Origin of the sequence: Rhodococcus aetherivorans (assembly GCF_011058165.1) — a bacterium.
Lineage (GTDB): Bacteria > Actinomycetota > Actinomycetes > Mycobacteriales > Mycobacteriaceae > Rhodococcus > Rhodococcus aetherivorans.
In genome coordinates this window covers 79,164-92,172 of the sequence record NZ_JAALEG010000008.1, presented here as the reverse complement: position 1 = coordinate 92,172, position 13,009 = coordinate 79,164, and the positions used below count along the sequence as shown (strand labels likewise).

Here is a 13,009-nt window from a genome sequence, read left to right as displayed (position 1 = left end):
GATTCGTCAGACGCCGGCCACGCCGGGGGCGAGGAAGCGTGTGCCGTTGACGGCCTCCGAGGTGCCGGTGCGATCCAGGTACGGCGTGATGCCGCCGTTCCAGAATCCGAAGCCGCCGCCGAGGATCAGGCACAGGTCGATGTCCTCGGGGGCGGCGACCACGCCCTCGTCGAGCATGATCCGGATCTCCTCGGCGAAGGCGCGACGGGTCCGCTCGAGCACCTCCTCGGCGGTGGAGGGCTTGTCGCCCTGCGGCCACAGCGCCGCGACCTCCGGGTCGACGACCTGCTTGCCGTCCGCGTACGTCCACACGCCCGGCTTGCGGGCCTCGACGAGCGCCTCGAGTCCGGGGGAGGACACGAAGCGGTCGGGGTAGGCGGCCTGCAGGGTCTCGCCGGTGTGCAGCGCGACGGCCGGGCCGACGAGTGCGAGCAGCGTGAAGGGGCTCATCGGCATGCCCAGCTCGCCGACGGCGTTGTCCGCGACCTCGAACGGGGTGCCCTCGTCCACGGCGGTCATCACCTCGCCGAGGGTGCGGGTGACGAGCCGGTTGAACACGAAGCCCGGCAGGTCCCCGCACAGCACGGCCGACTTCTTCAGCGCCTTGGCGGTGGCGAAGGCCGTCGCGAGGGTCGCGTCGTCCGTCTGCGCGCCCCTGATGATCTCGAGCAACGGGAGCACGGCGACGGGGTTGAAGAAGTGGAAGCCGACGACGCGCTCGGGGTGCTTCAGGTCCGCGGCCATCTTGGTGATCGACAGCGACGACGTGTTGGTCGCCAGGACGGTTTCCGGCGAGACGTACTGCTCGATCTCGGCGAACACCTGCTTCTTGACGTCCATGTTCTCGAACACGGCCTCGATGACGAAGTCGGTGTTCGCGAACGCGGCCTTGTCGAGGGAGCCCGACACGAGCGCCTTGAGGCGGTTCGCGGCGTCGGGCGAGAGCCGGCCCTTGCCCTGCAGCTTGTCGATCTCGGTGTGCACGTAGCCCACACCCTTCTCGATGCGCTCGGAGTCGACGTCGGTGAGGATCACCGGCACCTGCAGCTGGCGCACGAACAGCAGCGCGAGCTGGCTGGCCATCAGGCCCGCCCCGACGATGCCGACGCCGGTGACCTTGCGGGCCAGGGACTTGTCCGGCGCACCGGCGGGACGCTTGGCACGCTTGTTGACCAGGTCGAAGGCGTAGAGCCCGGCCCGCAGCTCGTCGGACATCAGCAGGTCGGCCAGCGCCTCGTCCTCGGCGGCGAAGCCCTTCGACAGCGACTCGGGATCGGCGATGTCGGTGTTACGGGCCAGCTCGAGCAGCTCGACCGCCCGGGCCGCTCCGGGCGCGAAGCCGCGGGTCTTGGCCGCGACGAGCGCCTTCGCGCGGCCGAGCGCCGCGTCCCAGCCGGCGCCGCGGTCGATCTCGGGGCGGGCCGGGGTGATGTCCCCGGCGAGGACCTTCGCTGCCCAGGCGAGGGACTGCTCGAGGAAGTCGGCCGAGCCGAACACCGCGTCGGCCAGGCCGAGTTCGGCGGCCTGCTTCGCGCGGATGACCTTGCCGTTGTTGAGCGGGTTCTCGAGGATCAGCGTCACCGCGTGGTCGGGCCCGATCAGGTTCGGCAGCAGCTGGGTGCCACCCCAGCCGGGGACCAGACCCAGCATCGTCTCGGGCAGGCCGAGCGCCGGCACGTTGTCGGCGTAGGTCCGGTAGTGGCAGTGCAGCCCGACCTCGAGGCCGCCGCCGAGGGCGAGGCCGCCCACGAAGGCGAACGTCGGCACCTGCGAGTCGCGCAGGCGGCGGAACACGCGGTGGCCGAGGCGGCCCAGCTCGAGCCCCTGCTCGCGGCTGGTGATCGAGGGAACGCCCTTCAGGTCGGCGCCGGCGGCGAAGATGAACGGCTTGCCGGTGACCGCGACAGCAGCGGGGTTCGCGGCGAAGGCCTCGTCGAGGGCCTTGTCGAAGGCCTCGAGGCCGGCGGGGCCGAACGAGTTCGGCTTGGTGTGGTCGAACCCGTTGTCGAGGGTGATCAGCGCGACGGGGCCGTCGATGCCGGGCACCTCGACGAGCTTGGTGTAGGCGTTCGTGACGACCTCGTCGGCGAACAGGGACGAAAGCTCGCTCATGACTACTTGTCTCCCTCGAAGTTGGGGTTCTCCCAGATCACGGTGCCGCCCATGCCGAGGCCGATGCACATCGTGGTCAGGCCGTAGCGCACCTCGGGGTGCCGGGCGAACTGCCGGGAGAGCTGGGTCATCAGGCGCACGCCGGACGACGCGAGCGGGTGGCCGCAGGCGATGGCGCCGCCCCACTGGTTGACCCGCGGGTCGTCGTCGTCGATGCCGAAGTGTTCGAGGAACGCGAGCACCTGCACGGCGAAGGCCTCGTTGATCTCGAACAGACCGATGTCGTCGATGGTCAGGCCGGTGCGGGCGAGAACCTTCTCGGTCGCCGGCACCGGGCCGATGCCCATCACGGCCGGGTCGACGCCCTGGAAGGCGAAGCCGACCATGCGCATGCCGATCTGCAGACCGAGTTCGCGGGCGGTGTCCTCGCCGGCGAGGAGGCAGGCCGTCGCGCCGTCGTTGAGGCCGGCGGCGTTGCCGGCGGTGATGCGGCCGGCGGGGCGGAACGGCGTCTTGAGCTTCGCGAGATCCTCGAGCGTGGTGCCCGGGCGCGGCGGCTCGTCCTCGGTGGCCAGGCCCCAGCCGGTCGCCGACCGGGTGGCGACGGGCACGAGGGTCTCGGCGATGTAGCCGGCCTTCTTCGCGGCGTCGAACTTGTTCTGGCTGGCGACGGCGTAGGCGTCGGTGCGGGCCTTGGTGATACCGGGGAACCGGTCGTGCAGGTTCTCGGCGGTGTTGCCCATCACCAGGGCGCTGGGGTCGACGAGTTTGTCGGCGAGGAACCGGGGGTTCGGATCGGCGCCCTGACCCATCGGGTGGCGGCCCATGTGCTCGACGCCGCCGGCGATCACCACGTCGTACTGACCGAAGCCGATTCCGGAGGCGGTGGTGGTGACTGCGGTCATCGCGCCGGCGCACATGCGGTCGATCGCGAAGCCCGGCACGGTCTCCGGTAGGCCGGCGAGGATCGCGGCAGTGCGGCCGATGGTCAGGCCCTGGTCGCCGGTCTGGGTGGTCGCGGCGACGGCGACCTCGTCGATGCGCGCGGGGTCGAGCTGCGGGTTGCGGCGCAGCAGCTCCCGGATGGTCTTGACGACGAGGTCGTCGGCGCGGGTCTCCGCGTAGATGCCCTTCGGGCCCGCTTTCCCGAACGGGGTGCGTACGCCGTCGACGAAGACGACATTGCGTTGAGTTGTGGTGGTTGACGCCACGCGTATTCCTCCCGATGGAGCGATGCTCGCCGACGCCGGCGAGGCCAGGGTTCCGGGAACATCCCGGCGCCGGGCAGCCCGGACGCCAGCGTGTTACCGACCAGTAACTTACCATCCGCGCCGGGCGTCACCGGAGGGGTGCGCGCGCCGGGCAGCCACCGGTCTCGCCGGCGGTCTGGGCGTCCTGCGGCGAGGCCGGTGGTCGCCGGGGTTGCGGGGCGCGCTCGTGACCATCAGGGGAACTCGCCGCGCTGGTCCCGAGTACGTTGCTCTGAACAGCGGGTATGCGGAAGCGCTCGACACCGAGGCGGTGGCGAATGCAGGGATCGGGCGTGACGCGACCGTGGGTCCGCGGGCCGGGACGGTGGGAACGGGTCAGTCCGCGGTCAGCGCCTTCGCCAGGCGCGGCGCCGTCAGCTCCCGCTGCCAGGGCCGTGCCCCGTCGGTGGCGAACCGTTCCTCGATGTACGCGACGACGTCGGTCTCCGCCGACACCCGCCACTCCCAGCACAACCGGCGCACCAGTTCGGGGCCGACGAGATTCTCCACCGGCACCTGGACCTGCTCGCTGAGCTCGGCGAGCGCGGCACGGGCCGCGGTGAGCCGCGCGGCGGCGTCGGGATCGTGCCGGGCCCAGCGGTTGGCCGGCGGCGGGCCGGTGAACGGCTGTGTAACGGGTGGCAGCTCCGATTTCGGCAGCGCCCGGGCCTGCTCGATCGCTCCCAGCCACACCCGCGACGACCGGCGCTGCCGCGGCCCCCCGAAGACCGGCAGGGCGCGCAGCTCGTCGACGGTACGGGGGGCGGCCTCGGCTGCGGCGACGATCGCGGAGTCCGGCAGCACCCGGCCCGGGGCGATGTCCCGGCGTGCCGCGAGTTCGTCTCGCGCCGTCCACAGCTCGCGCACGATCGCGAGCCGCCGCGGATCCTTGAGGGTGTGGATGCGGGAGGTGCGGCGCCAGCGGTCGGGCTTGGGGGCCGGAGGCCCGGCGCGACGGATGTGCTCGAACTCCTGCGCGGCCCACTCCGACTTACCCTGCTGCTCGAGCTCGGCCGCCATCGCGTCCCGCAGCTCGACGAGGATCTCGACGTCGAGAGCCGCATAGTTCAGCCAGGCGTCGGGGAGCGGCCGGGTGGACCAGTCGGCCGCCCCGTGGCCCTTGCGCAGCTCGAAACCGAGGGTGCGTTCGACGATGGCGGCCAGCCCCACCCGATCGAAGCCGGCGAGACGCCCGGCCAGTTCGGTGTCGTAGAGCACCGCGGGCCGCAGGCCCAGCTCGTCGAGGCCGGGCAGGTCCTGGTCGGCGGAGTGCAGCACCCACTCGAGATCGTTGATCGCCGCCGCGAGCGGCGCGAGCGCGTCGGCCGTCGGGATCGGGTCGAGCAGCACCGTGCCGGCGCCGGCGCGACGCAGCTGCACCAGATAGGCGCGCGCGGAGTACCGGAAGCCCGAAGCCCGCTCGGCGTCGACGGCGAGCGGCCCGCTGCCCGCGGCGAGCGCTTCCGCCGCCGCGGCCACCCCGGCTGCCGTGGTGACGACCTCGGGGACGCCGTCACGCGGGGTCAGCAGCGGGACCGTCGCCCCTGCGGGCTCGTGTTCGTTGGCTACCGACATGGTTCGTGACTCTATCCGGGTGGCGGTGGTCTGGGCGTCGACCCGGTCAACCGCGCGGTCGACGTGCCGATTCCCGGTGTGACGAGTGGCACACGACCGCGCGGGCTGCTGCGCGGATTCTACGGTGCGGTGTCGAGTTCGTCGAGCGCCGAAGGGAAGGCGTCGACGAGCGCCCAGACGTCGGGAACAAGTTCGGGGCACGTGAGCACGCCGACATCGAGCGCGCCGTCCAACGACATCACGGTGATGTTGAGTCCGACCCCGTGGAAGATCGGTCCCAGCGGGTACATGGCCCGGATCCGGGCCCCGAGGAAGTACAGGGGCATCGCAGGGCCGGGCACGTTCGAGACCACCAGGTTGTGGACCACGGGGTGGCGTTCCGCGAGCCGCAGCGACGCGTACGTGCGCATCGCCGCGCCGAACACCGCGGGCGCCATGAACTGCGTCCAGTCCTGCAGCAGGCTTGCGCCCAGGGCCGAATTATGTTCTTTGGCACAGGCATTCGCATCCGCGATCGCGTGCAGTCGCTCGATCGGATCGGCGATGTGGGTGTGCAGGCTCGCGAACATCGGCGAGACCTGGTTGCGTCCGGGCCGGTCCGACCTGCCGCGCACCGACACCGGGACCATGCCGATCAGCGGGGAGTCGGGGAGCTCGTCGCGGTCGGCGAGGTAACGGCGCAGCGCACCGGCGCACACGGCCATGACCACGTCGTTGACCTTCACCCCGTGCTCGTCCTTCACGGACTTGACCCGGCCCAGGTCGAACTGCGCGAATCCGACGCTGCGGTGGCCGGTGATCGTGCCGTTGAAGGAGGTGCGCGGAGCGGTGAACGGTGCCGGCATGGCCTCGCCGCGACGGGCCCGGGTGATCCACCGGGGCACCAGCTCCACGGTCTTGGGCAGCGCCCGCACCAGCCCCAGCGGGCGGGTGGCGACGTTGAACAGGCCGCCGAGGGCGATCCCGAGCGCCGAGCGGCCGCCGGCCCCGTCGGTGACGGGCTCGGGCCGTGGCGCGTCCGGTTCGAGGCTGCACAGCTGCGCCACGAGGTCCGCGCCGGTGACGCCGTCGGCGCCGGCGTGGTGGATCTTCGTCATCACCGCGACCGATCCGTCCTCGAGGCCCTCGATCACCACCATCTCCCACAGCGGCCGGGAGCGGTCGAGCGGCTGTGCGGCGATGTGCCCGCACAGGTCCGCGAGCTCCTCCCGGCGCCCGGGCGCCGGGACCGCGACCCGGTGCAGGTGGCGGTCGAGGTCGAAGTCCGGATCGTCCACCCATACCGGATGGTCGAGGTTGAACGGGCTGTCGGCGATCTTCTGGCGGAACAACGGTACGGCCGTGAGGCGGGCCGCGAGTTCCGCGCGCAGTGCCTCGTAGCGGTACCCGTCCGGAACGGTCGTCGTGTCGAGGACGATCAGTCCGCACACGTGCAGCAGCTGCGTCGGCGTCTCGAGGTACAGGAATCCGGCGTCGAGGCCGCTGAGTCGATGCATGGCCACATTCTAGAACAGGTTCTAGTATCGGCGGGGGAAGCCTGGTCCACCTGCCCGAGCGGGTCTTCGTCGCCCCGGCGGTCCGGAACCCGTTCCCCGGGCGCCGCGACGGGCGCCGGTCAGCTCGGCGCGGCGAGCGGGGCCGGCGGAGCGCCCGGCACCCGGTCGGCCAGCTCCGCGAGAGCAGCCGGGAAGCCGTCGGCCAGCCGCCACAGGTCCGGCAGCAGGTCGGGGCACGACTGCAGACCGAAGTGCAGGCCGCCGTCGAGCGACAGGACGGTGATGTTCAGGCCCGCGCCGTGGTAGATCGGCCCGAACGGGTACAGCGCGGTGATCCGCGCGCCGAGGTAGTACAGCGTGTCCGTCGGCCCGGGGATGTCGGAGACCACGAGATTGTTCAGCACCGGGAGCACGTTGGGCAGCCGCAGCGCCGAATACAACCGCAGGGCCGCCCCGAACGCCGCGCCCGGAGCCACCTGGCCCCAGCTGCCGAGCAGGTCGGGGTCGAAGGTGGCGTGGTGGGCCTTGGCCGCAGTCTCGTCCGCCGCGACGGCGTGCAGCCGCACGACGGGATCGGCGATCTCGGTGTGCAGCCGCCCCATCAGCACCGAAATCTGGTTGCCGGCGTCCCCCCGGGCGCGTCCGTGCACCGAGACCGGGACGGCGGCCACCAGGGGAGAGGCCGGCAGTTCGCCGCGGGCGGCGAGATATCGGCGCAGAACCGAGGCGCACAGGGCCAGCACGACATCGTTGACCGTGACGCCGAACGCGCGCTTGACCGCCTTCACGGCCGCGAAATCCAGCGTCACGAACGCGACGTTGCGACGGCCGGTGACGCGGCGGTTGAACGACGTCCGCGGCGCCGTGAGCGGCACCGCCATCGCCTCCCCTCGCCGCGCCCGGCCCACCCACCGGGGCACCATGGCCGCGCTGGACCGCACCGCGCGGGCGAGGTCCAGCGGCCGGGTGGCGAGATCGGCAACGCCGCCCGCGGCGACGGTCAGGCGGTTCGCCCCACCGACGCCGGGCGACTCGGGCCGCGGTGGCGGGGCGCCGGGTTCGCGGTCGCACAGCTGCGCCAGCAGGGTCGCCCCGGCGAGGCCGTCCACGACGGCGTGGTGGATGCGCGTCAGCACCGCGACCGAGCCGTCGGCCAGTCCCTCGAACACCGCGGTCTCCCACAGCGGCCCGGACCGGTCGAACCGCTGGGCGAAACGCTGCCCACAGAGCACGGCCAGTTCGGCCGCGGTGCCCGGGGGCGGCACGGTGAACCGGCGCACGTGCCGGCCGACGTCGAAATCGGGGTCGTCCACCCACACGGGATGGCCGGGATTGAGCCGGGAGTCGACCACTCGCCGGCGCAGCAGCGGCACCGCCGCAACGCGCGCCTCCAGGTCGGAGCCGAGCCGTTCGAAGGAGTAGCCGCCCGGCACGGTCGAGACGTCGAGCAGGGCCAAGCCGCCGATCTGCACGGGCAGCCCCGGCGAGTCGGTGTAGAGGAGCGCGGCGTCGAGCCCGCTGAGCCGACGCATGCCTCGATCATAGGACCGCGGGGTGCGCCGGTGCACCGCTCTCCGTGCCGTCGGCGACTCGGGACTCGGCGACGGCTCAGTGCTGCAGGCGCGTCACGCCCGCCGGGGGCAGGCCCGCCGCATACGCGAGCACCTCGCAGAACGCCTCCACGTGCGGTCCGAGCTCGCCGGACTGTGCGGTCCACGACGCCCGTAGCTCCAGCTGATGCGCCCGCGCCGGGCCGGCGATGTCGCCGAAGCGCACCGAACTCGTCGACGTCACGGTGCCGCCGAGCGCCGTCAGCGGCTCGCCGTGCGCGTCGAGCGCATCGACCAGCCAGCTCCAGGCCACCTCCGGCAGCAGCGGATCGGCAGCCAGGGTGGCGTCCACGTCGGCCTGGATGTAGGCGACGAGCCGCATGGTGCCGTTCCAGGCCTCGTCGCCCTCCGGGTCGTACAGCAGGATCAGCCTGCCGAACGCGTCGCCCTCCGATTGCTCGGGCACCAGGTCGGTGTCCGGATGGAGCACCTCCGCGCCCAGCGCATAGCTGTACGGAGCCAGCCGCTGCGGCGGCCGGATCGGACCCACCTCGATCTCCGGCCGCACGGTGGCCGCGTTCATCGAGTCGATGGCAGCGCGGAACTGGGCCGGCTCGGCGGGCGAGGTGGTCACGACAGCGGACGTTAGACCGGGTGACCGGGACCACGCGGGAGGCGCGCCGATTCCGGAGGGGTGGCCGGGCGTGGCAGCATGGGCAGCGACCCGTGCCCTTGGACGAACGAGGATCAATGACCGGCCTGGAGAACACGAACGTCGGCTCCACCCCGCGTGTGGATTACCCGACGCGGCGCCAGCTCCCGCAGGCGCCCCTGCTCGCCGCCGCGCGGGGACTCGAGCCGGCGCACCGGCCCGTGTGGTTCATGCGGCAGGCCGGCCGGTCGCTGCCGGAGTACCGCGAGATCCGGGCGAACATCGGCATGCTCGAGTCCTGCTTCGATCCCGAACTGGTCTGCGAGATCACCCTGCAGCCGGTGCGCCGGCACCGGGTGGACGCCGCGATCCTGTTCTCGGACATCGTCGTTCCGCTCAAGGCCGCCGGGATCGACCTCGACATCGTGGCCGGGACCGGACCGGTGATCGCGAACCCCGTGCGCACCGCGGCGGACGTCGCGAAGCTGCCCACCCTCGAACACGACGAGGTCGGTGCCGTCGCACGGGCGGTGGGGCTGCTCACTCGCGAACTCGGCGACGTCCCGCTCATCGGCTTCGCCGGGGCGCCGTTCACCCTCGCCTCCTACCTCGTCGAGGGCGGACCCAGCCGGAACCACGAGCGCACCAAGGCCCTCATGCACGCCGATCCGCGCACCTGGCACGCCCTGCTGGGGCGGCTCGCCGACATCACGATCGCGTTCCTGCAGGCTCAGCTGCACTCCGGCGTCGACGCGATCCAGCTGTTCGACTCGTGGGCCGGCGCGCTGTCGCTGGCCGACTACCGCGAATTCGTGCTGCCCCATTCGGAACGCGTGTTCGCCGAGGTCGAGTCCGCCGGCGTGCCGCGCATCCACTTCGGTGTCGGCACCGGCGAACTGCTCGGCGCCATGGGCGAGGCCGGCGCCGATGTGGTCGGCGTGGACTGGCGGGTGCCGCTGGACGTCGCCGTCACCCGGGTGGGGGCCGGAAAAGCGTTGCAAGGCAATCTCGATCCCGCGATCCTGTTCGCCGGACCCGAGGTGGTCCAGGCCGAGGTGCGCCGCATCGTCGCCGAGGGTGACCGCGCCCGCGCCGCGGGGGCGACCGGGCACATCTTCAACCTCGGGCACGGCGTCCTGCCCGACACCGATCCGGACGTCCTCACCGCCGTCGTCGAACTGGTGCACTCGCTGTGAGCGGTGCAGGAGCACCGAGCGTCGCCGTCGTCGGCGGCGGCATCACCGGGCTCGTCGCGGCGTACCGGTTGCGTCGCCTGCTCGGCGCGCACGCCCGGATCATCCTCCTCGAGGGCTCCGAGCGGCTCGGCGGGAAGCTGCGCACCGTGCCGCTCGCCGGGGATCCGGTCGATGTGGGGGCGGAGGCGTTCATCGGCCGCCGCCCCGAGGTCCCCGCGCTGCTCGAGGAGCTGGGCCTGAGCGACCAGCTCGTGCACCCGTCCGGGGCCCGGCCGCTGATCTACGCCGGTGCCGCGCTGCATCCGCTGCCCAGCGGCACCCTGATGGGGATCCCCGCCGACGCCGGGTCGCTGACCGGTCTCGTCGACGCCGACACCCTTGCGCGGATAGCGGCCGAGCCCACCGTCCCGCTGTACTGGGACCGCGCCGGCGACGTCTCGGTGGCCGACCTGGTCGCCGACCGGTTCGGCGAGCAGGTGGTGCGCCGCTCCGTCGACCCCCTCCTCGGCGGCGTCTACTCCGGGCTCTCCGACACCGCGGGCGTGCGGGCCACCCTGCCGACCCTGGCCACAGCCCTCGACGCGGGTGCCCCGAGCCTGAGCGAGGCGGTCACCCGTGCGCTGCCGGAGCCCTCGGACGCGCCGGTGTTCGGCACCCTGCGCGACGGCTACGGCACGCTGCTCGACGCGCTGGAGAAGGCCGCCGACGCCGAGATCCGGCACGCCGCCGCGAGCGGTCTGCGCCGCGCCGGCGGCCGCTGGAACCTCGACCCGATCGGACCCGTCGACGGTGTCGTACTCGCGGTGCCGGCCGACCGTGCCGCCGAGCTGCTCGCCGACGCCGTCCCGGCGGCGGCCGCGCAGGCGTCCCGGATCCCGCTCGCCTCGTCCGCGGTGGTGGCGCTGGCACTGCCGAGCGGTGCCGCGTTGCCGCAGAACTCCGGGATCCTCGTCGCCACCGGTGAGGACCTGTCCGCCAAGGCGTTCACCCTGTCGAGCCGCAAGTGGCCCCACCTGGCCGGGCGCGACGTCGCGCTGGCCCGCGCGTCGTTCGGCCGTTACGGCGAAGCCGCGATCGTCGACGCCCCCGACGACGAGCTGATCGCCCGCGCTCGCGCCGACCTCGCCACCGTCACCGGGGTCACCGACGAGCCCGTGGCCACGTTCGTCCAGCGCTGGCACGGCGGCCTGCCCCAGTACCGGGCCGGGCACCTCGACGTGGTCGCCGTCCTCGAGGACGCGATCGCTACCGTCGACGGCCTCGAGGTCGCCGGCGCGATGCTTCACGGCGTCGGAGTCCCCGCCTGTGTCGCATCAGGCACGACGGCCGCGACGCGGCTCGCTACGCGAGTGGCAGGATGAGCGGCATGGCACGTCTCGACTTCGACAAGCTCAACTCCACCCTCCGCTACGCGATGTTCTCGGTGTTCCAGGTCCGGCCCGGTGTCCTCGGCGAGGACCGCACCGCGGCGATCGAGGACGCGCAGAAGTTCTTCGCGTCCTTCGAGAACACCGATGTGATCGTCCGCGGCATCTACGACGTCGCCGGCGTCCGCGCCGACGCCGACTTCATGATCTGGACCCACGCCGAGCGGCTCGAGGATCTGCAGAAGCTCTACTCCGATTTCCGGCGCACCACCGTCCTCGGCCGCGCCAGCGCTCCGGTCTGGTCGAACGTCGCGCTGCACCGGCCGGCGGAGTTCAACAAGAGCCACGTCCCGGCCTTCATCGCCGGCGAGGACCCCGGCAACTACATTTGCGTCTACCCCTTCGTGCGGTCGTACGAGTGGTACCTGCTGCCCGACGCCGAGCGCCGCAAGATGCTCGCCGACCACGGCAAGGCCGGCCGTGGCTACCCGGACGTGCGCGCCAATACCGTCCCCGCGTTCGCGCTCGGCGACTACGAGTGGATCCTGGCGTTCGAGGCGCCCGAACTGGACCGCATCGTCGATCTCATGCGTGACCTGCGCGCCACCGAGGCCCGCATGCACGTCCGGGAGGAGACCCCGTTCTTCACCGGTCCTCGCGTCGACGTCGAGAAGCTGATCACCGCGCTGCCCTGACCCGCGCCGCGGCGCCGCCACCGGGGACGGCGCCGCAGCCCGGGCGTGCTCAGGCGGGCAGCCCCGCGATCCGCTCACCGATCCGTTTCGCCGCCTCGCGCAGCAGTTCCAGTTCCTCCGGTGTCAGGTCCAGCTCGACGATGCGCCGCACGCCGCGGCGCCCCAGGACCACCGGGAGACCGACGAACACGTCGCCGATGCCGTACTCGCCGTTCGGGCGCACCGTCGCCGACACGACCGTTCCCGAGTCGGCGACCATCGCCAGCACCATGTGCGCGGCGGCGGTGCCGGGACCGAAGAACGCGCTGCCGGACTTCAGCAGCCCCAGAACCTCCGCGCCCGAGGTGCGGGTGCGGTCGACCAGCTCGTCGAGGCGCGCGGCGTCGAGACGCGCGGCGATCTCCGGTGCCTGCGACAGCGGGATCACCATCTCCTCGCCGTGGCTCCCGAGCGCCACGGCGCCGAGCTCCCGCGCCGCCCCGGCCCCGTCCGCGGCGGCCAGCGCCCGGAACCGCCCCGCGTCGAGCAGCCCGGCCATGCCCAGCACCTGCTCCGCCGGCAACCCCGAGCTGCGCCACGCCTGGTACGTCATCTCGTCCAACGGGTTCGTCACCACGACGAGCACCACGTCGGGGGAGACCGCCGCCGCGCGCCCGGCCACGTCGCCGACGATCCGGGCGTTCGTCGCGGTGAGGTCGCTGCGACTCATCCCCGGCCGGCGGGCCTTGCCGGCGGTGATGATCACGTAGTCCGCGGGACCGGCCTCCTCCAGCGACACCGCCCCCCGTACCCGCGTCCCGGAGCCCGTCAGCGCGCCGGTGTGGGTCAGGTCCAGAGCGATCCCCGCCGCCAGGCCGGGTTCGACGTCGACGAGCACGACCTCGTCGAACACGTCCGCGTCGGCCAGGCGCATCGCCGAGATCATGCCGACGTGCCCGGCTCCGACCACCACCGCGCGGGCCGGGGCCCCGCCGGATTCGACACCTTCCGCCATCAACGCCTCCCTCTCGTCGGGTACGGCTGTCGCCGTCCGTCGATGCCCACGCTAGGTCCCCGGGCGCCGCTCGGCTCGCCGATCGGACGCTGCGCGCCCACTGGCAGACTGTGCCCCATGAG

At 72.6% G+C, this 13,009-nt stretch carries 10 protein-coding genes; 3 read left to right on the top strand and 7 right to left on the bottom strand.

All coding sequences use genetic code 11. The features are described from left to right. Positions 1-6: 6 nt before the first annotated feature. The 6 genes from G6039_RS05600 to G6039_RS05575 form a co-directional block, all read right to left on the bottom strand. Positions 7-2,112, bottom strand: a complete 2,106-nt coding sequence (locus G6039_RS05600) for a 3-hydroxyacyl-CoA dehydrogenase NAD-binding domain-containing protein (RefSeq protein WP_029543435.1) — start codon at positions 2,110-2,112, stop codon at positions 7-9. Positions 2,113-2,114: 2 nt separating this feature from the next. Next, positions 2,115-3,323 (bottom strand): thiolase family protein, encoded by a 1,209-nt coding sequence (locus G6039_RS05595; protein WP_006938095.1) that lies wholly within the window; start codon positions 3,321-3,323, stop codon positions 2,115-2,117. A 375-nt stretch (positions 3,324-3,698) separates the two neighbouring features. After that, positions 3,699-4,937: a ribonuclease D gene (locus G6039_RS05590; protein WP_043798175.1), complete on the bottom strand. Its 1,239-nt coding sequence runs from the start codon at positions 4,935-4,937 to the stop codon at positions 3,699-3,701. Between the two features lie 119 nt (positions 4,938-5,056). Beyond that, positions 5,057-6,433, bottom strand: coding sequence for a WS/DGAT/MGAT family O-acyltransferase (locus tag G6039_RS05585; RefSeq protein WP_043798174.1), 1,377 nt, complete (start codon positions 6,431-6,433; stop codon positions 5,057-5,059). A gap of 119 nt (positions 6,434-6,552) precedes the next feature. Next, a complete protein-coding gene (locus G6039_RS05580; RefSeq protein ID WP_029543440.1) occupies positions 6,553-7,965 on the bottom strand; it encodes a WS/DGAT/MGAT family O-acyltransferase in 1,413 nt (470 codons plus the stop codon). A gap of 76 nt (positions 7,966-8,041) precedes the next feature. Further along, positions 8,042-8,617 (bottom strand): DUF3000 domain-containing protein, encoded by a 576-nt coding sequence (locus G6039_RS05575; protein WP_006938090.1) that lies wholly within the window; start codon positions 8,615-8,617, stop codon positions 8,042-8,044. A 116-nt stretch (positions 8,618-8,733) separates the two neighbouring features. Here G6039_RS05575 and hemE point away from each other — a divergent pair, with 116 nt between their 5' ends. Genes hemE through hemQ form a run of 3 tightly spaced genes read left to right on the top strand, consistent with a single transcriptional unit; the run spans position 8,734 to position 11,893 of the window. After that, a complete protein-coding gene (gene hemE / locus G6039_RS05570; protein WP_043798170.1) occupies positions 8,734-9,831 on the top strand; it encodes a uroporphyrinogen decarboxylase in 1,098 nt (365 codons plus the stop codon). Further along, entirely contained in the window at positions 9,828-11,192 is a 1,365-nt protein-coding gene (locus G6039_RS05565; protein ID WP_043798168.1) for a protoporphyrinogen oxidase, read from the top strand. Before hemE ends, G6039_RS05565 begins: the two co-directional genes overlap by 4 nt. Positions 11,193-11,197: 5 nt before the next feature. Continuing rightward, positions 11,198-11,893, top strand: coding sequence for a hydrogen peroxide-dependent heme synthase (hemQ, locus tag G6039_RS05560; RefSeq protein WP_006938082.1), 696 nt, complete (start codon positions 11,198-11,200; stop codon positions 11,891-11,893). Positions 11,894-11,942: 49 nt separating this feature from the next. On the opposite strand, the gene G6039_RS05555 is transcribed toward hemQ, so the two are convergent. Next, entirely contained in the window at positions 11,943-12,887 is a 945-nt protein-coding gene (locus tag G6039_RS05555; protein WP_043798166.1) for a lactate/malate family dehydrogenase, read from the bottom strand. Positions 12,888-13,009 lie beyond the last annotated feature (122 nt).